Annotated in this window: 27 protein-coding genes; 8 read left to right on the forward strand and 19 right to left on the reverse strand. The window is 64.5% G+C overall.

All coding sequences use genetic code 11. From position 1 onward, the window contains the following. Positions 1-31 precede the first annotated feature (31 nt). The 9 genes from HYG77_RS21200 to HYG77_RS21240 are packed head-to-tail and all read right to left on the reverse strand — an operon-like array spanning position 32 to position 7,677. On the reverse strand, positions 32-589 hold the full coding sequence (locus HYG77_RS21200; protein WP_208960492.1) for an HtaA domain-containing protein: 558 nt from the start codon (positions 587-589) through the stop codon (positions 32-34). A gap of 3 nt (positions 590-592) precedes the next feature. Further along, positions 593-1,546, reverse strand: coding sequence for a VOC family protein (locus tag HYG77_RS21205; RefSeq protein WP_208960493.1), 954 nt, complete (start codon positions 1,544-1,546; stop codon positions 593-595). Then, positions 1,534-2,202, reverse strand: a complete 669-nt coding sequence (locus tag HYG77_RS21210) for a phospholipase (RefSeq protein WP_208960494.1) — start codon at positions 2,200-2,202, stop codon at positions 1,534-1,536. Before HYG77_RS21210 ends, HYG77_RS21205 begins: the two co-directional genes overlap by 13 nt. Continuing rightward, entirely contained in the window at positions 2,199-2,582 is a 384-nt protein-coding gene (locus HYG77_RS21215; protein ID WP_208960495.1) for a zinc ribbon domain-containing protein, read from the reverse strand. Before HYG77_RS21215 ends, HYG77_RS21210 begins: the two co-directional genes overlap by 4 nt. Before the next feature lie 5 nt (positions 2,583-2,587). After that, the gene (locus tag HYG77_RS21220) at positions 2,588-3,373 is read right to left on the reverse strand and encodes an N-acyl homoserine lactonase family protein (RefSeq protein WP_244372998.1); all 786 of its coding nucleotides are present in this window, start codon (positions 3,371-3,373) and stop codon (positions 2,588-2,590) included. Further along, entirely contained in the window at positions 3,370-4,392 is a 1,023-nt protein-coding gene (locus tag HYG77_RS21225) for an alpha/beta fold hydrolase (protein WP_208960496.1), read from the reverse strand. Before HYG77_RS21225 ends, HYG77_RS21220 begins: the two co-directional genes overlap by 4 nt. 4 nt (positions 4,393-4,396) lie before the next feature. Then, positions 4,397-5,593, reverse strand: a complete 1,197-nt coding sequence (locus tag HYG77_RS21230; RefSeq protein WP_208960497.1) for a cytochrome P450 — start codon at positions 5,591-5,593, stop codon at positions 4,397-4,399. Between the two features lie 45 nt (positions 5,594-5,638). Next, positions 5,639-6,484 (reverse strand): SDR family NAD(P)-dependent oxidoreductase, encoded by an 846-nt coding sequence (locus HYG77_RS21235; RefSeq protein WP_208960498.1) that lies wholly within the window; start codon positions 6,482-6,484, stop codon positions 5,639-5,641. Next, positions 6,481-7,677, reverse strand: coding sequence for an NAD(P)/FAD-dependent oxidoreductase (locus tag HYG77_RS21240; protein ID WP_208960499.1), 1,197 nt, complete (start codon positions 7,675-7,677; stop codon positions 6,481-6,483). Before HYG77_RS21240 ends, HYG77_RS21235 begins: the two co-directional genes overlap by 4 nt. Before the next feature lie 370 nt (positions 7,678-8,047). Between HYG77_RS21240 and HYG77_RS21245 the strand changes: the two genes are divergently transcribed. The 6 genes from HYG77_RS21245 (at position 8,048) to HYG77_RS21270 (ending at position 14,169) form a co-directional block, all read left to right on the forward strand. Next, positions 8,048-8,446 carry a carboxymuconolactone decarboxylase family protein gene (locus HYG77_RS21245; protein ID WP_159924374.1) on the forward strand — a complete coding sequence of 133 codons (399 nt, stop codon included), beginning with the start codon at positions 8,048-8,050 and terminating at the stop codon, positions 8,444-8,446. Next, positions 8,439-9,371 carry an NAD(P)-dependent oxidoreductase gene (locus HYG77_RS21250; protein ID WP_208960500.1) on the forward strand — a complete coding sequence of 311 codons (933 nt, stop codon included), beginning with the start codon at positions 8,439-8,441 and terminating at the stop codon, positions 9,369-9,371. The genes HYG77_RS21245 and HYG77_RS21250 overlap by 8 nt, the downstream gene beginning before the upstream one ends. A 27-nt stretch (positions 9,372-9,398) precedes the next feature. Then, positions 9,399-10,094, forward strand: a complete 696-nt coding sequence (locus HYG77_RS21255; protein WP_208960501.1) for a GntR family transcriptional regulator — start codon at positions 9,399-9,401, stop codon at positions 10,092-10,094. Positions 10,095-10,142: 48 nt separating this feature from the next. Next, a complete protein-coding gene (locus HYG77_RS21260) occupies positions 10,143-11,210 on the forward strand; it encodes a maleylacetate reductase (protein ID WP_208960502.1) in 1,068 nt (355 codons plus the stop codon). A gap of 351 nt (positions 11,211-11,561) precedes the next feature. Beyond that, positions 11,562-12,755, forward strand: coding sequence for a cytochrome P450 (locus tag HYG77_RS21265; protein WP_208960503.1), 1,194 nt, complete (start codon positions 11,562-11,564; stop codon positions 12,753-12,755). A gap of 64 nt (positions 12,756-12,819) precedes the next feature. Further along, positions 12,820-14,169, forward strand: coding sequence for an MFS transporter (locus HYG77_RS21270; RefSeq protein WP_208960504.1), 1,350 nt, complete (start codon positions 12,820-12,822; stop codon positions 14,167-14,169). A gap of 94 nt (positions 14,170-14,263) precedes the next feature. On the opposite strand, the gene HYG77_RS21275 is transcribed toward HYG77_RS21270, so the two are convergent. Genes HYG77_RS21275 through HYG77_RS21295 form a run of 6 tightly spaced genes read right to left on the reverse strand, consistent with a single transcriptional unit; the run spans position 14,264 to position 21,021 of the window. After that, positions 14,264-15,382: a hypothetical protein gene (locus HYG77_RS21275; protein ID WP_208960505.1), complete on the reverse strand. Its 1,119-nt coding sequence runs from the start codon at positions 15,380-15,382 to the stop codon at positions 14,264-14,266. Then, positions 15,370-16,653: a formaldehyde dehydrogenase, glutathione-independent gene (fdhA, locus tag HYG77_RS21280; RefSeq protein ID WP_208960506.1), complete on the reverse strand. Its 1,284-nt coding sequence runs from the start codon at positions 16,651-16,653 to the stop codon at positions 15,370-15,372. Before fdhA ends, HYG77_RS21275 begins: the two co-directional genes overlap by 13 nt. 44 nt (positions 16,654-16,697) lie before the next feature. After that, positions 16,698-17,693, reverse strand: a complete 996-nt coding sequence (locus HYG77_RS39720; protein ID WP_244373000.1) for a PDR/VanB family oxidoreductase — start codon at positions 17,691-17,693, stop codon at positions 16,698-16,700. 21 nt (positions 17,694-17,714) lie between these two features. Further along, the gene (locus tag HYG77_RS39725) at positions 17,715-18,986 is read right to left on the reverse strand and encodes a cytochrome P450 (protein ID WP_244373002.1); all 1,272 of its coding nucleotides are present in this window, start codon (positions 18,984-18,986) and stop codon (positions 17,715-17,717) included. A 12-nt stretch (positions 18,987-18,998) separates the two neighbouring features. After that, complete coding sequence (locus HYG77_RS21290; RefSeq protein ID WP_208960507.1) at positions 18,999-20,165, reverse strand: serine hydrolase domain-containing protein; 1,167 nt, start codon at positions 20,163-20,165, stop codon at positions 18,999-19,001. Between the two features lie 46 nt (positions 20,166-20,211). Further along, positions 20,212-21,021: an SDR family NAD(P)-dependent oxidoreductase gene (locus HYG77_RS21295; RefSeq protein ID WP_208960508.1), complete on the reverse strand. Its 810-nt coding sequence runs from the start codon at positions 21,019-21,021 to the stop codon at positions 20,212-20,214. A 152-nt stretch (positions 21,022-21,173) separates the two neighbouring features. Here HYG77_RS21295 and HYG77_RS21300 point away from each other — a divergent pair, with 152 nt between their 5' ends. Next, a complete protein-coding gene (locus HYG77_RS21300; RefSeq protein WP_208960509.1) occupies positions 21,174-21,830 on the forward strand; it encodes a TetR/AcrR family transcriptional regulator in 657 nt (218 codons plus the stop codon). On the opposite strand, the gene HYG77_RS21305 is transcribed toward HYG77_RS21300, so the two are convergent. Genes HYG77_RS21305 through HYG77_RS21315 form a run of 3 tightly spaced genes read right to left on the reverse strand, consistent with a single transcriptional unit; the run spans position 21,820 to position 24,384 of the window. After that, a complete protein-coding gene (locus HYG77_RS21305; protein ID WP_208960510.1) occupies positions 21,820-22,290 on the reverse strand; it encodes an HtaA domain-containing protein in 471 nt (156 codons plus the stop codon). The genes HYG77_RS21300 and HYG77_RS21305 overlap by 11 nt on opposite strands. Then, positions 22,287-23,261 (reverse strand): PDR/VanB family oxidoreductase, encoded by a 975-nt coding sequence (locus HYG77_RS21310; RefSeq protein WP_208960511.1) that lies wholly within the window; start codon positions 23,259-23,261, stop codon positions 22,287-22,289. The genes HYG77_RS21305 and HYG77_RS21310 overlap by 4 nt, the downstream gene beginning before the upstream one ends. Position 23,262: 1 nt before the next feature. Then, positions 23,263-24,384, reverse strand: a complete 1,122-nt coding sequence (locus HYG77_RS21315) for an aromatic ring-hydroxylating dioxygenase subunit alpha (RefSeq protein WP_208960512.1) — start codon at positions 24,382-24,384, stop codon at positions 23,263-23,265. Positions 24,385-24,514: 130 nt separating this feature from the next. On the opposite strand from HYG77_RS21315, the gene HYG77_RS21320 reads away from it, so the two are divergent. Beyond that, entirely contained in the window at positions 24,515-25,162 is a 648-nt protein-coding gene (locus HYG77_RS21320; protein WP_208960513.1) for a PadR family transcriptional regulator, read from the forward strand. Between the two features lie 47 nt (positions 25,163-25,209). On the opposite strand, the gene HYG77_RS21325 is transcribed toward HYG77_RS21320, so the two are convergent. Next, complete coding sequence (locus HYG77_RS21325) at positions 25,210-26,028, reverse strand: SDR family NAD(P)-dependent oxidoreductase (RefSeq protein WP_208960514.1); 819 nt, start codon at positions 26,026-26,028, stop codon at positions 25,210-25,212. Positions 26,029-26,230 lie beyond the last annotated feature (202 nt).

A 26,230-nucleotide genomic window follows, 5' to 3' on the forward strand; every position in this document is an offset into this window, starting at 1 on the left:
ACGGCTCAGCTCTGAGGGCAGTGCGATGTGGTCAGTGCCGCTGCCAGGTGCTGCGGAGATTGGGCTGAGGAGCGAATACGAAGATGGGGTCGAGGGGTTCACCGGCCGGGTAGTGGCCACCGAAGAGGTCGCATCCTGCTGCGGTGAGTTCGGCAATGATGAAAGGCAGTACCAGGCCTTGCTGTGTGCTGTAGGAGTCGTTGATCTCGAGCTCGGCGAGAGGGATTCGCTCGGAACCCTCCGGCGCATCGATGCGGTTCGCGACCGTGAGGAGGGCTCCGGCATCACCCAGGATCAGGTGTGGGTCGGCAATGAGAACCTGCAGTAGGCCGGCGTGGCCGCTGAGGTGAATTGCCCCGCGGAACCGGAGTTCACCCGCAACTGTCTGCTCGTCGGTGTGTGGGGGGAAGGTGAAGAAACTGCTCTCGCTGAGGTATGCACCGCCGGAAGCAGCGTGCCCACCGTCGGGCAAGCCCGACAGGTAGCTGAGGAGACTCTGTTTGATACGCCAGGTGAGTCCGGCTGGGGGGTGGCCGGGGCCGGCCGCTGTCTGCATGGAGGCAGCGGCCGACGCCAGTGTTCGGGTCACAATCTATACCTCGATGTGCTCGAGCTGTTCGAAGATTTCCCCGCGACGGTTCTCGAACTGGCTCGGCAGCATGAACTTGTTGCCGAGTTCCTGCGGCGATTCGTCACACGTCCAGCCGCCGTCCTCGTGGGTGACGGCGAGCTCGAACAGGGCTCCACCGGGCGTCCGCACGTAGACACTCTTGAAGTACTTACGGTCCTTCAGCTCGGAGATGTCGGTGTACCCGGCGCCTTCCATCCCGAACTTCACCTCGTCCTGATTGGCGAGGGTGTCGAGGTTCCACGCGAAGTGGTGGTAGGTGCCCGAACCGTAGTGCCAGGTTCCCTGGTCCTCGCTGATGTTCGCGGTCAGTTCGATGTAGTTGCCGTGCTTCGCGTTACCGACCTGGAAGGTTGCCCGGTCGCCTTCCTCGGCGATCTTGCCTTGGGAGAAGAAGGTGTCGTTGGCGAAATCGACCATCCGTTCCGGGGTGGTGACGTGGATGCCGACGCCGTGGATGCCGTGAATTGCATACTGCTGCGGCACACCGTTGCCGGCGTATCCCTCGCGCTCGTCGTTGTCGTTCTCGACGAACTGGTACTCGATGCCGCTGGGGTGCCGGAAGGCGAGTCGGCGCCGGTCGAAGACATCGAGGTTGTCTACCTCGACCTTGTGCTCGGTGAGGCGGCCGTGCCAGTAGTCGAGTGAGCCGGCAGGAACCGACAGCAGTACTTCGCGGGCCTGGTTGGTTCCACGCTTGCCGTAGAGCCCGGCCTGCGCCCAGGGGAAGGTGGTGACCACCGAGGACGGATCGCCAGTGGCGTTCGAGTAGTACAGGTGGTAGATCGGCTTGCTGCCGTCGAAGAGGACGGTCCGCTTGATGAAGCGCATGCCGAGGGTTTTCACGTGGAAATCGACGTCGTCCTGGGCCTTGCCGACGGACAGGGTGACATGGTGTGAGCCTTCTACGTAGGCCATGGGTTATCTCCTTTGGTGATGGTGTCGAACAGTTTTCGGGTGTGATCGATGACGTCGTCGTTGACGTGGTGCTCGGGGTCGTCGTCGACATGCAGGCGTACCGAGGCGCCGAGTTCGACGAACGATTCGGTGGTGGCATGCACCCTTGCCAATGGCACGAATTCGTCGCCCGCCGACGTGGCCAGCAGCACCGGCATCCCGTCGAAGGACTTACCGCCCGCGGACCAGGACTTCTCCTCGGGGCCGAGGTAGCCGCCGGTGAGCAGGGCCGCACCGGCGAAGCGGCGACCGGTACGTAGCAGGTATTCCGCAAGCAGGCACGCCCCTTGCGAGAAACCCATGAGCACGGTGCGTTCTGCGGGCACTCCCTGATCCGAGATCCGGGACAGGTGGGTGTCGACGGCGTCGAGGGCGTGGCCGAGCAACGGTTCGTTGTCTTCGTGCGGCTTCAGGAAGCTTTCGGGATACCAGCTGCTGCCGTCCGCGCTGGGCAGCAGGTACGCCGTTTCCGGCCTGGCGATCCTGTTCGCGACCTCAGCCATGAAACCCGGCTGTTGACCTCGACCGTGCACGGCATACACCACCAGCGGTGCCTGCCCCAGGTCACGGACTCCGTGCGGCAGCAGGTCGCCGCGCAGATGAGGGTTCGATGTCATGAGACCACTCCGCTTCGTGTGGGGGCCGAGTGGCTGTGGCCGCGGATCTGGCCCGAATCCGGAGGTCCGGACCGTTCGTATTCCGCGCGTTGCCGCTGTTGCTCGTGCGCGAGCGTGTCGGTGTCGCCGCGGTGACGTGCGATGAGGGTGCGTTTGGCGGCCGGGCCGACGTGGCAGAGTCCGGGGACATCGGGGTTGTCGACACACGCGGTACTGCCGGCGGCCGGTGCGGTGGCACGTCCGGTGAGTCCGGCAGCGCCGTAGCGGCGGTGCGCGTCGCCCCCGCAGCGCGGGCATGGCCGGTGTGGCGGGACAGGGGTGCAGGTGAGCGTTTCGGTGGTGACGGCGCACGCGTCACAGCGGTAATCGACGAGGATCATTCGGGTCACTCCTGGGCGACGAGTGGCCCACCGAATGCGGACCAGTCCTGGGGGTCGTGCGCGATCCAGATGCGGGCACCTTCGTCGTCGCGCAGTCGTTTGAGGGCGCGGATGCTCTCGCGCCCGGCCACCGGATCCCAGTCGTGAGGGTCGGGTGCCTCTCGGTCGAGACCTTCTCGCAGGTGGACGGTGTCACCGGTCAGAACGATGGACTGCGAGGGCAGGTTCACCACGCAGGACAGCTCTCCCGGGGTGTGGCCGGGCGTGTGCAGGATCTGGACGGACCCGTCGCCGAGCAGATCGTGCTGTGCCGTCCGGATCGTCGTCCAGTCGAACTCACGGGTCGGCACCAGGTCTTCGGGCCGCATGAGATGGGCTTGCATGGCGCTCGGGTTGGCCGCCCAGTCGAACTCTCCAGGGCCGACGAAGAACTTCGCCTGCGGAAACAGGTACAGGCCGCCGGCGTGGTCGGAGTGGGTGTGCGAGAGGACGACATGCGTGACGTCCTCCGTACGGAAGCCCAGCTTTCCGAGTTGACGGTCTATGCGTTGTTCCGGGTTCGTGACGATATTGAGGGTCTCGGCCAGGTCACCGAAATAGGCGCGCGGGTCGTCGTTGAGCACCGGCGCGAAACTGGTGTCGAAGAGGATCAGTCCACGCTGATGTTCGATCAGGAACGCCGGGAGTGGAAAGGTGATCATGCCTTCGGCACCGACGACCAGATCTCCGGCATCGAGATCCATTGTCGGTGCGTCGAGCGCCCACATACGCAGTGCGGTGGATACGGTCATGACAGTCCTTCGGCAGGAGGGGTGCTACGAGTGATGCTGGTGGACAACCAGTCCCGGACGATCGACAGTGTGCGATCGTGGCCGCGCTCGAAGATGAGGCCGTGCCCGTGACCTGGCAACCCGAGATCGGCGAGTACGAGGTGCTCGACGCGGACGCCCGCGGCCTGCAAAAACGTCACCGTGGCGAGATCATCGTCGTGACGGCCCGAGGCATCGGCGGTTACCACGGCGATCGGTGTCGAGGCGAGTCCGAGCAGTCGTTGCGGTCGCGCCGGATCGACCGAGTCGGTGCGCAATCGGTTGTCGAGCGGGACCGCGGTCAATCCATACGCGAGTCGGCCTCGATCTCCGAGATCGCGGATGGGCGGACCGAGAGGTTCGACGGCCACCAGGGCTGCGACCAGGTCCGGCCGGCGCTGCGTGGCGATCCAGCCGGCGGGTGCGCCGGCGGAATGGGTGATCACCACGACTGGTCCGATGCGCTCGAGTAGCGCGACGAGCATGTCACCGTCGAGCCGGTGCCCATTGGCCAGGCTTCGTGGAGGGGGCTGCACTGCGGATGCGACAGCGTCGAACTGGGTGGACCCCGATTCTCGCGTCCAGGGCCACTCGGTGTGCGCCCGGTGCCGGCTGTCGTTCGGTCCTGGAGCGAACAGTCGCTGCACGTCGGCGGGTGTGGCCGCCGGCATCAGGTCGCCGTGAACTTCAGGACGGTAGGGGGAGCGGCCATGTGCAGGGCGATCCGGTAGATACACCGGGTGACCGGCCTCGACGAGTAACGGTGCCCACCCGGGTTCACCATTCGGTGTGGTGGTCCAGTCGAGCGACTGACCACCACCGCCGTGCACGAGCACGACCGGCAGCTCACCGGTTTCGGTTCCGGGCGCTTCCCAGCGGACGTACGAGGCACACCGTGTGGTGCCGGTGCCGGTATGCACCCAGAACTCCCCACGCCGCAACCACGCGGCAGGTGTGCTGCGATGCGGGGCCGAGTGCGCCGATTGTGTGGTGGCGGTCATCGGCTCAACCGGCCGGAACGAGGCGGATCGGAATCGATTCGTGCCCGAACGCCTGGAAGTTGATCGCGCGGCGGGGCTCACCGGTGAGTTCGATCCGCTCGACACGGTCGACCAACGCGCTGAGCAGGCTTTTCGCTTCCAACCGTGCGACGGCCTGCCCGGCGCAGGTGTGGATGCCGAAGCCGAAGGACAGGTGGCTTCCGGCGTCGTGGCGGTCGATCCGGAACTGGCCCGGGTCGGTCCACTTGCGGGGATCCCGTCCGGCGCCGAGCCACATCAGCAGCAGCTTGGTTCCGGCGGGGATGGTGATTCCTCCGAGTTCGGTGTCCCGGAGCGCGACCCGGCCACCGAATCGGGACGGCGGGTACAGGCGCAGCGCCTCCTCGAACGCGGACTCGACCAGATCAGGCCGGGCGCGCAGCAACTGCCACTGCTCCGGATTGTCGGCGAACGCCCGCAGCATGCCGGAGATCCCGAAGATCGTGGTGTCGAAGCCGGCACCGAAAACGGCTTTGAGAAGCTGTTCGGCCTCGGTCTCGCTGATCACACCCTCGTCCGCGGCAGCGTAGAGCTGCCATCCTATTCCGCCGTCACTCTGCAGTTCCCGCTTCATATTTTCCTCGACCCATCCGAGTGCCGGGGCCCCGCTGCGCATCTTGGCGTGGTGATGCTCGTTTTGTGGGCCGAACGCGTTGAACACCGCATCACCGAACTTCAACAGCAGTTCCCTGCCCTCCGTGGGCAATCCGAGAACATCGGGAAAGACCTGCAGCACGTACCGGGCGGCAACGTCACGGTATCCATCGAGGTCCACCACACCACCGCTGACAAGGTCGTCCACCAGATGTGAGGCCGATTCGGCGAAGTACGCCTGCATCTTCGCCATGTTCTCCTTGGAGAAGATTCGCATCATCACCGACTTGGTTTGCGTGTGATCGGGAGGGTCTTGCATCAGTGGTGCATTGGGCCGGAACGGGTTCGGCTGGTAGAACGGCCGATCCGTCGAGGAAAACGTGCGCCAGTCACGCAACGCCTTCTGAATTTCGGCGTGGCGGGTCACCGCGTAGAAATCGTACTTGTCGATGTGCACGACAGGCGCGACCTCACGCAGCAGACCGTCATGCACATGGACATCCTGCAAGACTTCGGCATCGAACGGGTCGTAATCCGAACTTGGAGCATGGGTTACGGCAGTAGTCATGGGTCCTCGGTTCTCAGATATGGTGGGACGCGGGCCGGGACGGCCTCAGGTACCGGCCTTGCGGGGTGCCGGCAGCTCGCCGGTCTCCATCCACTGCAGACGCCGGCGTACACCCGCAAGTGCCATCTCGCGATGCGGAAGCACGAAGAACTGGTTGTCCCGGATCGCTTGCACAGTCATGTCGGCGACTTCGGCCGGCTCGAGTCCCGCCTGCTGGGCCTTGGTCCGCAGTTCCTCCATGAGCGCGACTCGATGTGGTTCCCGGGCGGGTTCGAGGCCATCGGGCATGTTCCGTTCCGCATCGGGCATCCGGGTCTTCACCGGGCCGGGTGCGAGCAGCGAGATCCCCACAGTGCTGCCCGCGGTGTGCAGTTCGACGGCCAGGGATTCCGTCAGGCTCAGGATGGCAGATTTGGAAACGCAGTACGGGGTCATCGTTGCTGTGCCGCTGGTGAATGCGGCGACCGAGGCGGTGTTGACGATATGTGCCTGTGGATGTTGGGCAAGGAGCGGAAGGAACACCCGGCAGCCGTGGAGTACACCGTAGAAGTTGACGTCCATCACCCATTGCCACGCACCGTCGGGGATTTCCAGGAAAGACCCACCGGTTTCGACGCCGGCGTTGTTGCACACCAGATGCACCGCACCGAACTCTTCGATAGTGCGCGCGGCCAACTCCTGCACGGCACCGAGGTCGCGAACATCCGTGCGCACTCCGATGGCTTCCGCGCCGTCGGCCCGTACCAGGGCCGTGGCCTGTTCGAGGGCATCTGGTTCCACATCGGCAAGCACGAGGTGCATTCCCTCGGCGGCCAGGCGGCGGGTCAAGGCGAGTCCGATCCCGCTCGCCGCGCCCGTCACGACCGCCACCCGCTGATTCAGAACCTTCATGCGTGCACCTCTGCAACCAGTGACGGAGTCTCGAGGGACTTGGGAAACATCAACCGCTCGAACAAGGCGTCCGGGTCGGACGACAGTTGCCGCAGTTCGGCCATCGCCTCGTCGAACGCCGCACCGTTCGAGGAGTGGTACACGAGCTTCTTGTTCGCCGACGCCGCGGGACTGACCTTGTCGACGAACACCTCCCGGCGAAGGCGGGCGTACTCGTCGAGCACCGCGTCGGACACTCGACCGTCGATCACCGCGGCCAAGGCCTCGTAGAGGACGTACGTGTCGAACAACCCCGATGTCAGCCCCAGGCCACCGGTCGGGTTTGTTGCGTGGGCGGCGTCCCCCGCGAGCAGCACCCTGCCGACGCGGAATGTCGCGGCGGCGCGCTGGTGCATCCGATAGGGGGAGAAGGCGACCAGCTCGATGTCGTCGATGCCGGGAAAGACTGCCTCGAAGTACTCGGGCATGCGGTCGAGCACTGTCTCGACCGGCAAGGCCTCGTCTTCACAGTAGGTGAACCGCCAGAGGTTGGTGGTGTCGATCTTGGAGATGATCGCTCCGTACCGATCGTCGATCAGCATGGTCGTCAGGGGCCAGCCGTGAGCTTCGAGATCGATGCGGATGTTGGTGGCCACGAACCGCTCGGGCCACGTGTGTCCGTCGAATGCGATACCGACCGACTCACGGACCGTGCTGCGTGCCCCGTCGGCGCCGATCAGCCACTGTGCGGTCAAGACGAGGGGATCGCCGTCCGAGATGGTCCTCACCCGCACAACGTTGTCATCTTGATCAACTGAGTGAACCTCGGTGTTCCACAACACCTTCGCGTGCGGAAACGCCGAAAGCTCCTCGAGTGCAAGTTCGACGAGAGCGTTCTGCCCGAGATGCAGGTTGTAGGGGTGCGCAACCCTGCCCTCGAGTGCGTCGAGTCCGAAGGACACCTGCTCGCCGGTGGCATGGACACGGTAGGTGTACCCCTGTTTGAGGAACCCCCGAGCGGCGGCCGCGTCGAACAGCCCGAGTCGCTCGAGTCCGTCGAGCACGGACCAGTGATAAACCATGGCGCGCGGTGATTGCACTACCTCGCTGCCCCGCTCGAGCACGGTGACGGAGATTCCCGCCCGCGCGAGTCCCAGGGCATTGAGAATCCCGACCGGGCCGGCGCCTGCGATGAGCACCGTCTGTTCAGTCATGTCTTCTTCCGTTCCTTCTGCAGTGGGCAGCCTGGTGTTCCGCTCATATCCGGCGACGATGCGACGCATCGTGGTGAGCCCGTGGAGGAAAATATGTACGACAATCTGCCGCGTTGAAGCTACCGTACCGAGTGACGCGAGTCACCGCAATACTTGACATGAGTCTAGTTCTGAGGGGAGACTGAAGTGGTGACATCGAAAGGTGGCACCACGTGGCTTGATGTTGGACAGCCACGTCGTCTGAATGACCTTGACTCGACCGGGTCAGCCGCTTTTCCGGCTTGCTACATGCCTGATCACGGGACGATCGGCAAAGTCTGCAGCGTTATCACAATTATCGTCATACAATCTGAACGAGAGGGAGTAATCCATGACCACCAGTCGGACGCACAAGGAGACCTACGAAGATGGCATTGCCATGCGCAAGGCGGTCCTCGGAGCCGCGCATGTCGAGCGCTCTCTGAGCAACGTCACCGAGTTCTCCCGTCCCATCCAGGAACTCGTCACCGAGTACTGCTGGGGCACCGTGTGGACCCGCGACGGACTGCCTCCCCGGACCCGCAGCCTGCTCAACCTGGCTATGCTGACTGCCCTCAACCGCTCTCACGAACTCGCGGTGCACGTGCGTGGGGCAGTGACCAACGGCTGCACCGACGAAGAGATTCAGGAGGTTCTCCTCCAGGCCGCGGTGTACGTGGGTGTTCCTGCCGCACTCGAATCCTTCCGCATCGCCGAGGCGACCCTGAAGGAGCTGCGCGCCGATGTCTGACACTGCTGCCGGTGTTGATCTGCCGACTCACGACCTGTCGTCGACCGCCACGGTCGCGTTCGTGGGGCTCGGAAACATGGGCGCCCCCATGGCGGGCCGCCTACTCGAGGCAGGTCACCGAGTGATCGGCTTCGATCTGTGCGAGACAGCGGTACAACGCTTTACGGAACACGGCGGCGTGGCGGCGGACACGGCAGCCGCGGCCGCGTCGGACGCCGACGTGACAATCCTGATGCTGCCGAGCTCTGCAGTGGTGGAGTCGGTCCTCGACGACGGACTCGCCGCGGTGCTACGGCCCGGCGCGGTCGTGGTCGACATGAGCTCGTCCGAGCCGATGCGCACCCGGGCACTCGCCCGGCGCATCGCCGACGAACGGGGCGTGGACCTGGTCGACGCCCCGGTTTCCGGCGGAGTGAAAGGTGCCGTCAACGGCACTCTGACCATCATGGTCGGCGGCACGCCGTCCGTTGTCTCCGCTGCGCTGCCGATCCTGGAACTTCTGGGCCGACCCGTCCGCGTCGGCGATATCGGCGCCGGACACGCGCTGAAGGCGCTCAACAACCTGCTCTCGGCTACTCATCTGATGGTGACCAGCGAGGCGATCCTCGTGGGGGAGCGATTCGGTCTCGACCCGGAAGTCATGCTCACCGTCATCAACGGCTCGAGCGGACGTAGCGGATCGACCGAGAACAAGTGGCCGAACTTCATTGTGCCGAAGACGTACGATTCCGGCTTCGCGCTGAACCTGATGCTCAAGGATATGCGCATTGCCACCGATTTGGCGCGGCATCTCGGCCAGCCCAGCCTCCTCGGCGAGCACGCGGTCTCGCTGTGGAGCCAAGCGTCGGAGACGCTCGATTCCGGGGCGGACCACACTGAGATCGCCCGGTGGGTCGAACAGTCGGCAACCCCGGAAATTGTATGACCAACGTACAAAAAGTACACTGATCCGATGGCGACGGAGACGGCCGGTGTCTGGGCAACGAGTCCGGTAGGGAAGGCGGCCGCCCCTCTTCGGGAGCAGGTCATCGCGGCGCTGCGCGAAGCAATCCTCGACTTCCGGCTCCGCCCAGGTCAACGGTTGATCGAGCGAGAACTCGTCGAGCAACTCGGCGTCTCACGCACCACCGTCCGAGAAGCATTGCGGGAATTGACATCCGAGGGCCTGGTTACCGTGGTGCCCCAGCGCGGGGCCATGGTGAGCGCGCCCACGGTCAGTGAAGCCGCCGATCTCTACGAGGTTCGTGCCGCACTCGAATCGATCATCGTGACCCGGTTCGTCGAACGAGCCACACCGTCCCAAGTCATGCGGCTCGAGGCGGCGGTGGAACACTTCGCCGAGGTGACCGCCGCCGGCGGGGAGATCCGTAGCATCCTCGCGGCCAAGGACGAGTTCTACACCGTCCTCGTCGAGGGCGCTGCCAGCAGCTCTCTCAAGCAGCTCATCGAGGGCATTCAGGCACGAGTCCGGATCCTGCGGGCGACGTCATTGTCCACATCCGGCCGCTCTGAGCAGGCGGTCGCCGAGTTGCGCGGCGTCGTCCGGGCGATCAAGGAACGCGACGCCTCCCGCGCCGCCGCACTGTGCGCGGCCCACGTGCGTACCGCCGCCACCACAGCGCTCGCCGCCCTCGAATCCGACCAGTGAACATAACGTCGGCCCATTCGGCCCGCGACGAGTCCGCGAGGAAACCTCATGAACGAGATACCGATATTCGACCACCGCACCCTCGGCCAGCGCGTGATGTTCGGTTCAGGTCAGGCGGCGAACCATTTACGTTCGGCCACCTATGATTTGAGCGCATCCACGCCCATGGTCGTGGCCGCTCGAGGCGATCGGTCGCTCGTCGGCGCAGTCCTCGGCGGCCTCGATGTCGCGGTGCGATTCGACGACGTGCGCCCCCACGTGCCCGTCGAGCAAGCAGAACAGGCTCGCAGCATCGTCCGAGAGCACGGTGCCGATCTGCTCATCAGCATCGGCGGCGGGTCGACGACCGGACTGGCCAAAGCCGTCGCATTGACCACCGGACTGCCGATCATTGCCGTCCCGACCACCTACGCAGGCTCGGAAGCGACGAATGTCTGGGGAATCACCGAGGCAGCCCGCAAGACGACCGGCCAGGACGACCGCGTCCTTCCCCACACCGTCGTCTACGACGCGGAACTCACCCGATCTCTCCCACGTGAGCTAAGTGTCGCCAGCGCCTGCAACGCCCTCGCGCACTGCGTCGACTCACTTTGGGCGCCGCGCGCGAATCCGATCAACACCGCGCTCGCCACCGAGGCGATCCGCGCCCTCGCCGATGCCCTTCCCGAGGTTGCCGACCGACCCGAATCCCTCGCCGGACGCGAGCACGCACTCTACGGCGCCTATCTCGCTGCGGTCGCCTTCGCCAGCGCGGGATCGGGTCTGCACCACAAGATCTGCCACGTGCTCGGCGGTCGGTTCGACCTGCCTCACGCCCAAACGCACACCATCGTCCTGCCCCACGTCCTAGCCTTCAACGCACCCTATGCGCAGGCCGCGGCAACACGGACGGCAGCCGCACTCGGCGCGACCGACGCGGTGGACGGCCTGCGCGCCCTGCTGAAATCTGTTGAGGCGCCCACCGCGCTACGCGACGTCGGGCTGTCCGAGGGCGACCTCGACGAGGCCACCGATCTGATCCTGCCCGTAGTTCCCGCCTCGAACCCGCACCCCGTGTCCCGCACGGAACTGGGCGAGCTCCTCCGAAATGCCTGGATGGGAACGGGCTCGAGCTGATCAACCTCATCAGATAGCCATCCCGCCCCGGTCAGCGCGAGCGTGGCGGCGTCGTGCCCGCCGGCCTCATCAGTCGGCCGCTCTCGCCGTGACTGGCCCGCACTCACTCGTCATCGGTAAGTCAGGAAGCCGAGGCGAAAGAGGGCATGCCGTCACGCGTAGCCGCAAGCGCCCCAGGCGAACTGATTCACGCCAGGGTATTGCCGATTTGTATGGCAAAGATTACATTCGACGGTAGCCGAACCGATCGGGGTGTCACTCCGATTCGATGTTGCGGGAACCAATTCTCTTCCCCGTGGGATACCGCGGAATCCTCTAATTCAGCGGGATCGATCTGCCGAGAGGTACACCATGACGACTACGAATACGGGCGCGCGCAACAATGTGAATTCAGCCGCGTCTTATCGACCAAGCACCGCATCCGACCTGTACAGCGAGTACGACCGACTGCGTGCGTCTTCTCCGGTCGTACACAGTGACGACTTCGAGGGATTCTGGAGTGTGCTGACCTTCGCCGACGCCTCGAAGGCCAGCCGGGACTGGAAGAACTTCGCGAGTGGGCGCCCCTTCGTCGAGTACCCGTCGCCGAATCGGCCGATACCCATCGCAACGAATCCGCCGGAACACACCTTCTACCGAACCTTCCTCAACAAGTACTTCCGACCCGACCGGGTCGCGCGACTGTCACCGGATATCGACCACATCGTGGCCGAGCAACTCACCCCGCTTATCGAAGCAGGAGAAGGGGACATCTACCGGTCCGTCGCGCGTACTGTTCCGCCGCAAGTGCTTTCGGTGTTGCTCGGACTGAGCGACGAGGGATGGGTCGAACTCGCTGCCACCCTCGACCGCGCCGATGCTCTACGCCACGAGATCAGTGCCTTCGGCGCCCTGCAGGCGACGTTGTGGGACGACGCAGTGAACACCCTGATCGCCGATCGCACCGAGCATCCGAGGGACCCCGAGCAGGATGTGATGAGTGGGATCCTCGAACTGCGACCCGACGGTGAACCGATCTCACCTGAACAGGTGCTCTCGTTCGGGACCCAGATCTTCGCCGCGGGCGCAGATACCACGAGCTCGGCGATGGGATCATTGGCGCACTACCTGGCCACGAACCCCGACGACCAGGCCCGCCTGCGGGCCGAGCCGGATCTGTTACCCGCTGCCATCGAGGAAGTGCTGCGCCTCGGGCCGCCGCTGCATCAGACCGTTCGTCGAACCACCGCCGATGTCACGATTGCCGGCACCGCAGTCCCGGCAAACGAGCTCGTCGCGATCAACGTCGCCTCAGCCAACCGCGACGCGGAACGATTCGCCGATCCGCACCGGGTCCGGTTCGATCGCGACCGCAACCAGCACCTGACGTTCGGATTCGGTCCGCACATGTGCGTGGGTGCGCCCATCGCGCGGCAGGAACTTCTCGCGTTCGGAACGCAGCTTCTCGCGGGCACCCGTTCCATCACGCTCGCCGGACCCGCCGAGACGTCGGGCAGAGCGCTGCGCACCGGTTGGTCCAGCATCCCTCTTCGACTCGAAAAGTAAACACTGACAGCACATATGGGCATTACCCGCCGGGGTGATGCCGACCCACACCGAAGGAGACAGAATGACAGAGTCGGTAATGTCCCCTCCGTCCGATGACGCGACCAAGGTGCGTAAGATCGCCGCCGCAAGCATGGCCGGTACCGCGCTCGAATACTACGACTTCTCGATCTACGGCCTCGCTGCCGCTCTGGTGTTCCCGACGTTGTTCTTTCCGCAGAGCAATGCGTTCGTCGGCGCCCTCGCCTCTTTCGGCACACTCGCGGTCGGCTACTTCTCCCGCCCGCTGGGGGCCGTCATTTTTGGCCACTTCGGGGATAAAATCGGCCGCAAACCGGTCTTGGTGATCACGCTGGTGATCATGGGTGTCGCCTCGACTGCGATCGGACTGCTGCCCACCTACGAGAATATCGGGGCCTGGGCCGCGGTGGTACTCGTCTCGCTCCGCTTCCTGCAAGGCGTCGCCTTCGGCGGAGAGTGGGGCGGGGCGATCCTGATGGCCTTCGAGTATGCGCGCCCGGAACGCCGAGGGTTCTTTGCGTCGGTGCCCCAGGTCGGGCCTGCGGTGGGCACCCTACTCGGCAACGCCGTCTTCCTCCTCGTGACCCTGCTTCCGGAAGACGACATGCTCTCCTGGGGTTGGCGAGTCCCCTTCCTACTCAGCGCCGTACTGGTCGCCCTCGGCCTGATCGTGCGCCTGAAGATCGCCGAGTCACCCGAATTCACCGCGCTCAAGGCTGAAGGTATGTCCGCGAAGGTACCTCTCGCGGAAGTGCTCCACAGTCACCGCAAACCCGTCCTGCTCGTCTGCGGTGCATTCCTCGGATACGGTGCCTTCAGCATCGTGGCGCTGACCTTCCTCGTCGGCTATGCCCGCAACACTCAGGGCGTCAGCAGCTCGATCACGCTCGCCGCGATCCTTGCCACCTGCATGGTGCAGATTCCGGTCATCATGCTCGGTGGATACGCCGCGGACCGATTCGGTAGGAGACGGATCATGACCGCCGGTCCTCTGGCCGCCATTGCCGGTACCCTCCTGCTCTTCTGGACGATTGACAGTGCGCAGCCTGCGTGGATCATCATCGGCTATGTCGTTGGCATGGGTGTGCTGTTCACCAGTGCATACGGCGCTCAACCAGCACTCTTCGCCGACAGTTTCGAGCCGAGCGTGCGCTACACCGGGATGTCACTGGGTTACCAGCTGTCGAATGTCATCGGATCCGGATTGATGCCGCTGGTCGCCACGTTGCTCCTGAATGCTACCGGCACGCCGTACGCGATTGCCGCCGCGATCGTGGTCGCGTTGGCAGTGTCCATGGCGTGTTTGCTCGCACTGGTCAGACTCTCGACAACTGCTGCAGCAGAATCCAAGTCGCCAATCGGGACAGCACCTGCCCCGATCACGGCGGCGTAGGTCCGTACCTGGGGCACGTCACGACGCGGCCCGCTAGACGATCGTCCCGCCCGCCCAATGACCACCACGAGGAGATCGGTGGTGGTCATTGGGCTCAGCCCCGGGTCAACCGCACGATCCGGTCACCACTGAGCGTCCCCAGCCACACCTCGTCCCCGACCGGCAGGGCAGTGGTCGCCAGACTCACCGAGGAGTGTGTGCCGTCGATGAGCACTGTGCTGGTCATCGACGATGGATCGACCTCCACGACCGCGTACCCGGTGGGGCAGTGGGTTCCTTCACCCCCGTTGCACACCAGAACGTCGTCGATGGTGACGTTCTGCCCGGTCACGAGAATCGTTCCCTGTGGCGTCCAGCGGAGGTTGTCGGGCAGAAACGGTAGCGCCACCTCGCTGCGGTCGCGAGGATTCGTCAGAGACATCCGCACGAGCTTCTTCTGCGTCCAGGCAGCAACGAGGACGGACTGCCCGTCCGGTGAGACCAGGACACCGTTGGCGCCGCCGACGGCGCTGTCCGGCAGGGCCGTCCATCCCTGCGCCGGAGTCCATTTCATCACGCGTCCTGTATCGGCGCCGGTGAACATGCGGGCGAACGGGTCCCCGGGCACTGTGGGATCGAACATGCTGGAGACGATGATGCCGCTGCCGTCCGGCAGGGGTGCGACGGCATTGGCGTACACGTCACGGGGGATGGGGATGCACCCCACCCACGTCAGTGCAGCGGGACCTGCTGCGGGGTCGAGATCGAAGACTTCGATCGATTCCCGCTTGTGATTGACGGCATACAGGGTGACTGGCTGTCCGTCGGTGGCCGGGGCGATGGCGATGCCGTGTGGTTCGGCGGACGTCGCGTCGGGGATCCCGGCGCAATCAGGGTAGGTGCTGCGATTCCATTCGGCGTGCTGGTCCGGGTGTGGCCAGAGAGGAACAGTGGCATGGGTCGTCGAGTCGACGGCGACGAGCCCGCCCGGGGTGCCTCGCGTCGGCGAAGCCATGCTGCTGGCCAGAACCCAGGCGGTGTCGGGGACTGCGACGAGATCCTCGGGTCTGATGACGCCACTGACTTGGTTCTCGGTCACCGACTCCCATTGCGTCCGAGGCTGGTCAGCGCCGAACAACGAGGTGGTGGGTGCTTCGGCATCGCCGGGGTTGGTGGAACATGCACTGGCGAACATCATCGCGGATACGCCGATGGCTATGACTATTTTCGACATCTGACCTGTTTCGTGGGAGTGGATGGAGGAGCCACAAACGGGGGACAGGCCGCGATCATCCCGTGTGGATCGATGACGAACTTCTGGGCCACTCCGCTGTCGAAGGCGCTGTATCCGCGCGGTGCATCATCGAGCGTGATGACAGTCGCGTTGACGGCTTTCGCGATTTGCACCCGGTCCGCGAGGATCGCGTTCATCAGCTCGCGGTGGTAGCTCATGACCGGGCACTGTCCGGTGGCGAACGACAACGATTTCGCCCAGCCGGTACCCAGACTCAATGACAGTGATCCAGCTTTCGCGGCGTCGTCGGCGGCGCCGGGATCGCCTGTGACATACAGTCCGGGGATGCCGATGCCGCCTCCGGCGGTGGTCAGCTCCATCAGTGAGTTGAGCACTGCCGCGGGCTGTTCGTGCCCGGCGTCGCCGCCGTGACCACGTGCTTCGAAACCGACGGCATCGATTGCCGCATCGACCTCGGGGACGCCGAGCAGCTGCTCGACCTGGTCCTGCGGGGCGCCGTGGGAGACGTCGATGGTCTCGCAACCGAACGAGCGAGCCTGAGCAAGGCGCTCGGCGTTCAGGTCGCCGACGATCACGACAGCAGCGCCGAGGAGCTGGGCACCGACCGCCGCGGCGAGTCCGACTGGGCCGGCGCCCGCGACGTAGACAGTCGATCCTGCGCGCACGCCCGCTGTGAGAGCGCCGTGATAGCCGGTGGGGAAGATGTCCGAGAGCATGGTCAGGTCGCGGATCTTCTCCAGCGCCTGGTCCCTGTCGGGGAACTTGAGCAGATTGAAGTCGGCATACGGTGCCATGACGTATTCGGCCTGACCGCCTACCCAGCCGCCCATGTCGACATACCCGAATGCTGATCCGGGCCTGTCGGGGTTGACGTTGAGGCAGATGCCTGTCTTACGTTCCTTGCAGTTGCGGCACCGCCCGCAGGCGATGTTGAATGGCACCGAACACAAGTCGCCGACCTTGATGAATTCGACATCCCGGCCGACTTCTACGACTTCACCGGTGATTTCGTGCCCGAGGACCAATCCTTCGGGGGCGGTGGTGCGGCCCCGAACCATGTGCTGGTCGCTTCCGCAGATGTTGGTGGAGACCACCTTCAGAATGACTCCGTGCTCGCACTTGCGTCCGACATTTGCCGGGTTGACCCCCGGTCCGTCCCGCAGTTCGAGTTTCGGGAATTCGATCTCACGCACTTCGACCTTGCCGGGGCCGACATAAGTCACCGCGCGGTTTGCACTCGCTGTCATCATTGTCCTTCTGTGTGGGGTTTCGACGTCGAATGGCGACCGGCCGCTCACAGGTCGAGCACCAGTCGGCCCGAGCAGGAGCGGGAGACACAAATGAACATCGTCTCCTGGGCGTCCTTCTCCTCCTGAGTGAGCAGCGAATCACGATGATCGGCAGTGCCTTCGAGTATGGGCGTCTCGCAGCTGCCGCAGGTACCTTCCCGGCAGGACGAGACCACGACTGCGCCGGCTTCTTCGGCCACATCGAGGATGGACCGATCGGCGGGGACCGTGACCGTGACACCCGTTTGCGTCAGCTCGACCTCGAATTCGGTGTCGATTGCACCGGGGTCGGCTTCTTTTGCCCGGAAACGTTCCATGTTCACCGATCCGGACGGCCACGACGTACAGAATCGTTCGATTGCGTCGAGTAGCGGTGCAGGTCCGCAGGTGTATACCAGCCGTTCGGATCGGTGCTCGCCGAGGATCTTGGGCAGATCGAGATGTCCCACCTGATCCTGGGGATAAACCTCGACACACCCGGGGTAGCGGCTTTCCAGAAACTCGACATAGGCCATTGATACTCGTGCGCGGCCGCCGAACACGAGACGGAACGGGATGCCACGGGCTTCCACAGCGGCGATCATCGGAATCAGTGGAGTGATTCCGATTCCCCCCGCGATGAACAGATACTCCGGTGCGTCGACCAACGCGAAATTGTTACGCGGTCCCTGGGTGACGATGGTGTCGCCAACGGCAAGTTTTTCGTGCACCGCAAGGGAACCCCCGCGGCTGTCGGGTTCGCGTAGCACCGCCACCCGGTAGGAGGCGCGATCGCTCGGGTCACCGCACAGGGAGTACTGGCGAATGAGATCGGGTCCGAGGACGAGATCCAGATGTGCGCCGGGGGCCCAGTTGGGCAGTGGCCACCCGGCCGGGTGGGAGAGCGTCAACTCCACGACGGAGTCCGCAACCGCGGTTCGTGCCGTGATCGTCAACTCCATGCGGGATTCCGTGGAAGTGAGCAAGGGTGTGTCGGCATCTGTGAGGGGCGTCGTGTGCATGGGATGGTCCTTGTCGACTTGCTAGCTGGTCGTGCTGTCGGCCGGATCCCAGCTCGCGACGAGGCTGCGCCGGATCGGGAGCATGACCAATGGGAGGAAGTCCTGTTCGAAGTCAGGAGCGATGCGCAGGCTGGGCAGTCGTTCGAACAGGACACGGACGCCTGCGGTGCCCTGGGTACGACCGAGGGGCTGGCCCAGGCAGGTGTGTCGGCCCTTGGTGAAGGCGTAGTGGTCGGTGGGTTCGTCGCGGTGGATGTTCCACTTCTTCGGTTCCGGGTAATGGGAGGGGTCGTTGTTGGCGCTGGCCAGTGCCACCCACACCATGTCCCCAGCGGGGATCGTGACCCCGGACAATTCGACGTCACGGGTGGCCTGCCGTGAGGCGAACGGCGCGGACGGGCGGCGACGGAGGGTCTCCTCGAATACCCTGGGCCACAGGCTCGGTTCGGCTTGGACCTCGGCGAGTTGATCTTCGTTGCGCGAAAGGAAGATGACGGCGTTGGCCATGCCTTGGGCGGTGGTGTCGGTCCCGGCGGCCGAGAACTCACACAGATGAAGCGCTACACGCTCATCGGACAGCGTGGGTTCGCCGTCGCGGTTGCGTGCCGAGGCCATCACCGAAATGAGATCCGACGCGGTGCTGTCACGGCGTTCACGCACTACTTTGCGGAGTTCGAGTTGCGCAGTGGTGTAACGCGTCCACACCTCGGTGCGGCGCGGCTCCTCCATCGGCTCTCGTCCGCTGGCGAGGACGGCGAAGTGGTCGTCGCGCAGTTGCCGCATCATCGGCTCGAACGAGTCCGGGAGGTCCATCAGCGCCATCAGCGTCTGGGTGGTGAGCTCGAGGCAATAGTCCTCCATCAGCTCGGCAGTACCACGGTCGGCGAGCCGATCGATAATGCGATGGGCGCGGGCTTCGATCTCCGGCTCGAGGGCGTCGATGACCGGCTTGAGAAAGCCTCGCTGGGCGACCCGACGCATCTCGGTGTGGATCGGCGGGTCCATGCTGATGGAGATGTGCGCCATCAGCTCGGAGGTCACGGTGGAGGTGAACTGCTCGGGCACGGGAACGTTTCCGCCGTTACCCCTGCAGGAAAAGGCTTTCCAGTCCATCAGGACCGTGTCGACGTCTTCGCGGCGGGTGACGACCCAGGTGCCGAGCTGCTCGTGCCAGAACACGGGCTGCTCGGTGCGAATCTGGTCGTACATCGAGGCCGGGTCGAGTAGTGCGCTGTCGCTCAGCGGATTGAACTCTGGTGGGGCAGCGGGTCGCTGCCCGAAGGTGCTGGTCATGTCGAGGTCCGTTCAGAGGGCTGTGGCCGCGGCCATGGTGGACAGACGCTGGAAGCGGGCGAGGTTGTCGCCTTCCTCCATCACCCCGGCCGTGAGGCAGACGAACGTGAGGTCTTTGTCGGGATCGACCCAGAACAGGGTGGATCCGGCGCCGTAGTTGCCGTGGGTGCGCGGGCTGGTCGATGCGCCGAAGAACGTCGGGTACACCCCTTCACCGCGCAGCGCGAAACCGAGACCGAAGTTCCCCGGGGGAACGTCCCAGCCGCGGGCGTGGCACAGCATTGCGTACAGATCGTTCGGCGCCGTGCCGGTCTGCAGGGTCGTGGCGAGATCGAGGATGCTCGGCGAAAGAATGCGCATGCCGTCGAGTTCGCCTCCGCGACGGATCATTTCCGCGAAACGCAGAATGTCGCTGGTGGTGGATACCGCGCCGACCCACGGCATCTCCGCCCCCTCGACGACGATTTCCTGCATGACCTCGATGTCCGAGGACTTGAGCCATCCACCGGGTGGGAAGTGCGCCTTGATGGGCACCATGCGATCGGCCCATGCCTTGGGTGCTCCGAGTGCGGTGTCGTTCATCTTCAGCGGGGCGAAGAGTTCCTTGGTGAGGAGTTCCCCGAAACTGTCGTATCCGGTGACGCGGCGGACAATCTCCCCGAGTAGCGCGTGGTTGAGGGTGGGCGAGTAGTTGAACGTACCGCCCGGCTCACCGACGACGTCGAGCTGGCTGATCGCGTCGATCACGGCGTCGAGGTTGCCGAGCTCGGAGTACGGCAGCGGCGTGGGGGTGGCGACGAGACCGGCGCGGTGGGTCAACAGATGACCGACGTTGACGCGATCCTTCTTCGCGGCGCGGAACGGGTCGCGGCCGACGAACTCGGGGATGACGTCGACGACCCGGGTGGTCAGATCCAGCTGACCGCGGTCGATAGCCTGTAGAACCAGAATGTTGGTGAACGCCTTGGTCATCGAGAAGATCCAGAAGACGTCGTCGACAGTCGCGGTGCGTCCGGTGGTGCGGTCGGCGTAGCCGATGGCCTCGTGCAGTCCGATCTCGCCGTGGCGGGCGATGGCGATGACAGCGCCGTCGTAGCGTCCGGTGTCGATGTCCTGGGTGATCGAGGTGCGGATGCGACTCAGGGCGTTCTCGTCGAAAGTGATCGTGGGTGTGCTCATGGTTGTGCTCATGGTTGTGCTCTCTTGTCGGTGCGTCCGGGCGGGATTACATGTAGAGGCCGCCGGACGGCGACAGCGTCTGTCCGGTGTAGTACTTGCTGTCGTCGGAGGCGAGGAACAGCATGGTGGCGGCGAGGTCTTCAGGCTTGGCCAGGCTTGATATCGGCTGCACACCGGCGATGGAATCGACGATCTCGTCGGGCTGTGCGCGCAGCAACGGTGTGTCCACCGCGCCCGGTGCGACGGCGTTGACGCGGATGTCGTGGGGCGCGAGTTCTCCGGCTGCGGCCCGGGTCATGCCGAGGACACCGGCCTTCGAGGCCGGGTAGTAGAGGGGCATCGGTGTTCCCACCAGCGCGGACACGCTCGAGATGTTGACGATCGACCCGCCACCGGATCGCTTCATCAGCGGTGTAGCTTCACGGATGGTGTAGAAGGGGCCCTTGAGATTGACGGCGAGGACGCGATCGAAGTGCTCGTCGGTGACTCCGGACAGGAAGTCCGGGTGCAGGATTTCGCCGCGTTTGCGTGCTTCGAATACTCGGACGTTGACGTCGACCAGGCGCTCATTCTCCTCGCGGGTCGGTGCGTTGATGCCGGCGGCGTTGATCAGCACATGGAGTGCGCCGTAGCGGTTTTCGACGTGCGCGAAAGCTTCCTTGACGGCGGTGCTGTCGGCGACGTCGAGGGCGATGCCTTCACCGTGGTCGATTCCGGACAGTACCTCCTTGACGTTGCCTTCGGAGATGTCGGCGCCGATGACGGTCGCACCGTGCTCGGCGAACAACCGTGCGGTGGCGGCGCCGATTCCTGATCCAGCGCCGGTGACGAATGCGACTTTTCCAGCAAGTTTCATGGAGAGACTCCTCGAGAAGGGGACGAGCACGATGACGGCTCGCAAGTGGTGCAAGACACACGATACCAAAAACTAGATCCATGTCTAGTTTTTTTCTGGATTCTCGTCTAGTTCTGTTCGGTGTGCTGGTCGCGGCCCGATAGGCTGAACACATGAGCACGACGGAAACCGCATCTTCGACCGACTCGTCCGCACCGCGCGTGGGCAAGAAAAAGAGGGCCACTCGCGCACGCATCGTCGAGTGTGCGATTCCACTGTTCTCCGAATACGGCTACGACAAGATCACCATGGAGTCGATCGCGAAGGCCGCCGGAATCAGCCGCGCCAACCTCTATCTGCACTTCAAGGCCAAAGCCGAGCTGGTCGACGCCATGCTCGAACAACTCAGTCCGGAAGTCGTCGACAGCTACCGAACACTGGATTCGCTCGACCCGACCGATATCGACGGCCTGCGGCGATGGGTCGAAGACAGCTCGCAGCTGTGGGTGGACGGGCGCCAGCAACTCGAAACCCTCGAGCATGCCCTGTCGGTGGAACCGATCGTTTCGCAGCGGTGGTACCAGACACTGTCGGAAGCGGCGGACGCGATGACGACCTACCTCGGCCGCTACCCGGAGGGCCCGGAACGGTGTCGCGCGCATTTGACGCTGGTGACGACGATGCTCGGCTTCGAGCGCACCCTGTACTTCGTGCTCGTCCGCTCCGCTCCCGCTGACTTCTCCGACGTGATCGACGTCTTGACGGCGCAGTGGCATGCCACTCTCGCCGGCGCGACCACCCCGGCGGCGGCAACCGGACCTACTGGATGACGACCGTGTCGAGTTCGGCACCCGCCGGATAGTGATGGTCGAAGATAGCCGAACCGGCGTCCGTGAGGGTCGCGGTGTACTGCCGTTCGGCCAGTCCTGAATCCTGAGGGTGCAGCTCGGCCAGTGTGATTCGTCGGGTTCGATCCGGTGGGCCGGCGGGATCTACGACCGTCAGGATCGGCCCGGACTCGGTCTTCTCCACCCACGGCTCTGCAATCAGGAGGTCGAGCATGCCACCGTGTCCACCGATGCGCACCACTCCGCCGAACCGCATTACCTGCGGCACGTCCGGTGAGGGAACCGGAGGGAAGGTGAAGTAGCTCGTCTGGCCCAGATACGCGCCGTCGGACATCGAATGTCGACCGTCGGGCAGCGTGGCGATATAGCGGATGAAGCTGCGCTTGATTCCCCAGGTCAGCCCGACCTGGGGAATCAAGCACGGTCCGATGCCGGCGGTCATGGCACCTCGAGGGTCAAGGTCGCGCCGCGGCCGCCTTCGGCGCACACTACGCGGGACACGCAGGCGCACAGCTTCTTCGAGTTGACCTTCTGTTCTTCGCTGAAGAACACGTCCCGGTGGTCGACGGTGCCCTCGACGTCGACGATATCGACCTGGCACAGACCGCACTCGCCCTTGCGGCAGTCGAACATCATGTCCGCGCCGGCTCGCTCGAGAGCGTCGAGCAGTGAGTCACCCGACCGGACGGTGGTCTCGATGCCGAGCCGCGGGATGTTTACGACGAATTCCTCGGCCTGGAACCACCCGCTGTTTCCGAAGGTTTCGTAACGAAGATTGGGCAGCGGCAAATCTCGCTCGACCCAGGTGCGGCGGACGGCATCCATCAATCGGATCGGCCCGCACATGTACAACTCCGTCACCTCGTCGATGGCGGTGACGAGTGCCCTGACGTCCAGTCCGGTGCCCTCGTCGTCGATGTGCACCTCCAGGCGGTCACCGTGCAAGGCGAGCAGTTCCGGCAGGAACGCCATCGCGGTCCGGCTGCGCGCGACGTAGACGAAACGGTAGTCGGCCCCGACCCGCCGCAGCACCGCCGCCATGGCCGCGATCGCGGTGATGCCGATGCCTCCGGCGAGCAGGACATACCGCGGTGCGCCGACACGCAGCGGGAAGTTCTGCAGTGGTGCGGTGAGCTCGATCCGGTCACCGGCCTGCAGGGTGTGCATGTGCCGGGACCCACCGCGGGAGGTGGGGGACAGGTGGACCCCGAGCGTCACGCTTCGGCCGTCGGCGGCGCCGGAGACGATCGAGTACGAGCGGACGTCGCCGCTGTCGATGCGGACGTCCACGTGCGAGCCGGGGGCTGCGCGATGGGAGTGTTCGGTGGCGATCACGATCTTGGCGATGCCGTCGGCGGCGGGCTCGATGGACGTGACCTGGCCGTGCTGCCAAAGAATCTTGTTGTCGGTCATGTCAGTTCACCGTTTCGGCGGCGAGAGCATCGATATTCGCGGTGTGCAGGCGCTCGCTCTCGATCATGCGCTGAATGATGCGGCGGACCCACATCCCTCCTGCGTCGATGTTGAGGTTGTAGAACTCGTGGTCCGGGTTGGCGTCGATGGCGGCCTGCTGAGCGGTGAGCATGGCCTCGTCCTCGCCGAAGACGCCGTGCACTCCGTCGCGCAGCTGGGTGGTGATCAGTTGGCTCTCGAGGCGGTAGTTGCGCTGGAAGGCCCAGAAGTACAGCGCGGTCTTCTCGTCGACCGGGGTGATCGTGTTCATCACGAAGCCGTTGACACCCTGGCTGCGATCACCCTCGGGGGCACCGGTGCCGGCCGTGGCCACACCGACATCGATGCGAATGGTGCCAGGGGCCTGGAACTCGATGATCTGCCAGCGGTCGACCTTGCCCTCGAACCCGGGAAACTTGTCACGCATGTTCTTCAGCCAGAACGGTGGCGCGTCGATATTGTGCATCCAACGGGTGACCGTGACCGTCCGCTCGTCGTGGGTGACTACGAAATCGGACTCGCTGAGTTCTTCCTGTCCGATGGACGAGGAGTGGACGAACTCTTCATGGGTGAGGTCCATGAGATTGTCGAGCACCAACTGGTAATTGGCCTGAACGTCGATGGTGCGGCCGTCACCGGCCCACTCCGGCGAGTCCATCTGGAACATGTCGGGGATCGTGGCGGGGTCGGCGAGCGTCGGATCTCCCGGCCACACCCACAGGAACCGGTGACGCTGTTCGATGGGGTAGGACGCCACCATCGCCGACGGGTTGATCGTCTCCTGCGCCGGCATCTTGGTGCATCGGCCGGCGGAATTGAAACGCAGGCCGTGGTAGGGGCACTGCACCTCGTCGGCACCGATACGGGTGCCGAGCGACAACGGGGCGAGCCGATGCCAGCAGGCGTCGGCGAGGGCGACCGGGCGGCCGTCCGTGGTGCGGTAGAGCGTCATCGGCTTGTCGGCAATCCTGCGGGCAAGCAGCTTCGCGGAGGTCACTTCGTAGTCCCACGCCGCGACGTACCACGCGTTGAGGGGGAAGGCCATGTTCTTGGCGGTCGCGCCGCCCGGGCCGAGATCGGTCATGCGATGTCCTTGGGGGTCGTCACCTACTGAAGTCCGCAATAACTACATGCATAGCTATTGGGTGATGTGACGCACACACTATCTATCGATATAGTGATTGGCAAGACAGCAGCCCGGCCGATGAGGAGACATGAGCCTTCGCTACGCATTGCTGGCCCTGCTCACGGCGGGCCCGCTCACCGGATATGACGCCGCCAAACGGTTCGGGGGTTCCGTCGGGCACGTCTGGCACGCACCCGACTCGCAGATTTATCCCGAACTGCGCCGCATGGAGAAAGACGGACTAATCCAGGGTGAACAGGTCAGGTGGGGACCCCGGAGCACCAAAACGCAATACAGCATCACCGACGACGGCATCGCCGCCTTCCGAGCGTGGATGAACACTCCACTCGACCACGCCCCCGAACGCGATGCCCACCACATGCAGGCCGCCTACTTCGAATGGGCAGACCCTGATCGTGCGCGGGAAATCCTGCACAAGCACATCGAGTACTACAGCACTCAAGTCGAGTTACTTACCGCCGTCCGGGACGGGATCAAGGCCGGTACGGATCCAGCAATCGTCCGGCGGCTCGATCACTACCCGGCGCACGAACACCAACGAATCATCGCGTACAAGGCTTACACCTACGACGGCATGATCGCCCGGAGCCGGTCCGAGATCGACTGGGCGCACAAAGGACTTGCTCTCCTTGACGAGCTTGCGGGCACCGAGTCGTCACCCCCGGACCACGACGATGACAGGACTACCGAACACCCGGTCGCTCTGCACTCGTAGTCCGGCTCGGGTAGGACGACTGCGGCCGGCGGCTATTCCATTTCTGGTCAGGGATTTCGGGGGCGGTTTGTCCAGCCACCGGTCGGGCGCGGCACCCAGCCCCCGGCACCGTGCGTGCCGCCGTCGACGTGGATAGTGCTGCCCGTGACGAACCGGGACAGGTCGGAGGCCAGGAACAGTGCGGCACCCGCGACGTCCTCGGGTTTACCGGGGCCGCCGAGCGGTGACCACAACGGCCACAGCGCGCGGTCCTGCTCGGGCACCAAGTCTCCGTAGGGAACTTGTGCCGTCTCGATCAGGTCCGGGGCAACCGCGTTGACCCGGATTCCCGCCGGACCCACCTCGGCCGCGAGCGAGCGGGTGAATTGCATCAACGCCGCCTTGTACGCGGAGTACACGGTGTGCCCCGGAATTGCTCGGTGCGCCTCGACGGTGGTGAGGTTTACCACCGCTCCGCGCCCGCGCTCGGTCATCCCCGGAAGTAGTGCATGCGTCAGCCGCAGCGCATGGGCGAAGTTCACTTCATGTAGCCCGGCCCACTGCTCGGCGGTGTCGGCGGTGAACTCTTGGGGCGCGCGTACGAAGTGTCCGACGTTGTTGACCAGGATGTCCGGTCGGTGCTCGACCAGTGCCGGGTCCACCTGCGAAGAGCAGACATCGGCCACGACCGCGTCCAGTCGCCCACCGGCGGCACCGTCGAAGTCGACGTCTCCGACGGGGTTCACGTCAGCGATGAGGACATGCGCGCCGTGGGCCGCGAAGCTGCGCGCAATTGCGGCTCCGATGCCGGCCACACCGCCGGTGACGACGGCACGCCGGCCGCGCAACAGTGCGCCTGGTGTGAAAATGAGGTTCATGCTTGTCATCTCATGACATGTCGGTGCCACGATGCCCCTTTGCTCCCGGTCACCGGGAGGTTCACACCGCTCCACACGATCTTTCGGATTTCATCGAGCCCGTGGGCAATGCAAAAGCACGCCGCCGGACTCCGTGCAACGTGAACTACGTTGACCGATGATGGTGAATCGGTGAAATGACGTTTGTCTCAACCCTACTGGCGAAATGACC

The sequence above is a fragment of the Rhodococcus sp. ZPP genome, from assembly GCF_017656075.1.
Taxonomy (GTDB): domain Bacteria; phylum Actinomycetota; class Actinomycetes; order Mycobacteriales; family Mycobacteriaceae; genus Rhodococcus_F; species Rhodococcus_F oxybenzonivorans.

Coding starts and splice junctions, on each gene's coding strand:
- HYG77_RS21205 (WP_208960493.1), bottom strand. CDS start 1,546: ATGGCCTACGTAGAAGGCTCACACCATGTCACCCTGTCCGTCGGCAAG.
- HYG77_RS21210 (WP_208960494.1), bottom strand. CDS start 2,202: ATGACATCGAACCCTCATCTGCGCGGCGACCTGCTGCCGCACGGAGTC.
- HYG77_RS21215 (WP_208960495.1), bottom strand. CDS start 2,582: ATGATCCTCGTCGATTACCGCTGTGACGCGTGCGCCGTCACCACCGAA.
- HYG77_RS21220 (WP_244372998.1), bottom strand. CDS start 3,373: ATGACCGTATCCACCGCACTGCGTATGTGGGCGCTCGACGCACCGACA.
- HYG77_RS21225 (WP_208960496.1), bottom strand. CDS start 4,392: ATGACCGCCACCACACAATCGGCGCACTCGGCCCCGCATCGCAGCACA.
- HYG77_RS21230 (WP_208960497.1), bottom strand. CDS start 5,593: ATGACTACTGCCGTAACCCATGCTCCAAGTTCGGATTACGACCCGTTC.
- HYG77_RS21235 (WP_208960498.1), bottom strand. CDS start 6,484: ATGAAGGTTCTGAATCAGCGGGTGGCGGTCGTGACGGGCGCGGCGAGC.
- HYG77_RS21240 (WP_208960499.1), bottom strand. CDS start 7,677: ATGACTGAACAGACGGTGCTCATCGCAGGCGCCGGCCCGGTCGGGATT.
- HYG77_RS21245 (WP_159924374.1), top strand. CDS start 8,048: ATGACCACCAGTCGGACGCACAAGGAGACCTACGAAGATGGCATTGCC.
- HYG77_RS21250 (WP_208960500.1), top strand. CDS start 8,439: ATGTCTGACACTGCTGCCGGTGTTGATCTGCCGACTCACGACCTGTCG.
- HYG77_RS21255 (WP_208960501.1), top strand. CDS start 9,399: ATGGCGACGGAGACGGCCGGTGTCTGGGCAACGAGTCCGGTAGGGAAG.
- HYG77_RS21260 (WP_208960502.1), top strand. CDS start 10,143: ATGAACGAGATACCGATATTCGACCACCGCACCCTCGGCCAGCGCGTG.
- HYG77_RS21265 (WP_208960503.1), top strand. CDS start 11,562: ATGACGACTACGAATACGGGCGCGCGCAACAATGTGAATTCAGCCGCG.
- HYG77_RS21270 (WP_208960504.1), top strand. CDS start 12,820: ATGACAGAGTCGGTAATGTCCCCTCCGTCCGATGACGCGACCAAGGTG.
- HYG77_RS21275 (WP_208960505.1), bottom strand. CDS start 15,382: ATGTCGAAAATAGTCATAGCCATCGGCGTATCCGCGATGATGTTCGCC.
- fdhA (WP_208960506.1), bottom strand. CDS start 16,653: ATGATGACAGCGAGTGCAAACCGCGCGGTGACTTATGTCGGCCCCGGC.
- HYG77_RS39720 (WP_244373000.1), bottom strand. CDS start 17,693: ATGCACACGACGCCCCTCACAGATGCCGACACACCCTTGCTCACTTCC.
- HYG77_RS39725 (WP_244373002.1), bottom strand. CDS start 18,986: ATGACCAGCACCTTCGGGCAGCGACCCGCTGCCCCACCAGAGTTCAAT.
- HYG77_RS21290 (WP_208960507.1), bottom strand. CDS start 20,165: ATGAGCACACCCACGATCACTTTCGACGAGAACGCCCTGAGTCGCATC.
- HYG77_RS21295 (WP_208960508.1), bottom strand. CDS start 21,021: ATGAAACTTGCTGGAAAAGTCGCATTCGTCACCGGCGCTGGATCAGGA.
- HYG77_RS21300 (WP_208960509.1), top strand. CDS start 21,174: ATGAGCACGACGGAAACCGCATCTTCGACCGACTCGTCCGCACCGCGC.
- HYG77_RS21305 (WP_208960510.1), bottom strand. CDS start 22,290: ATGACCGCCGGCATCGGACCGTGCTTGATTCCCCAGGTCGGGCTGACC.
- HYG77_RS21310 (WP_208960511.1), bottom strand. CDS start 23,261: ATGACCGACAACAAGATTCTTTGGCAGCACGGCCAGGTCACGTCCATC.
- HYG77_RS21315 (WP_208960512.1), bottom strand. CDS start 24,384: ATGACCGATCTCGGCCCGGGCGGCGCGACCGCCAAGAACATGGCCTTC.
- HYG77_RS21320 (WP_208960513.1), top strand. CDS start 24,515: ATGAGCCTTCGCTACGCATTGCTGGCCCTGCTCACGGCGGGCCCGCTC.
- HYG77_RS21325 (WP_208960514.1), bottom strand. CDS start 26,028: ATGACAAGCATGAACCTCATTTTCACACCAGGCGCACTGTTGCGCGGC.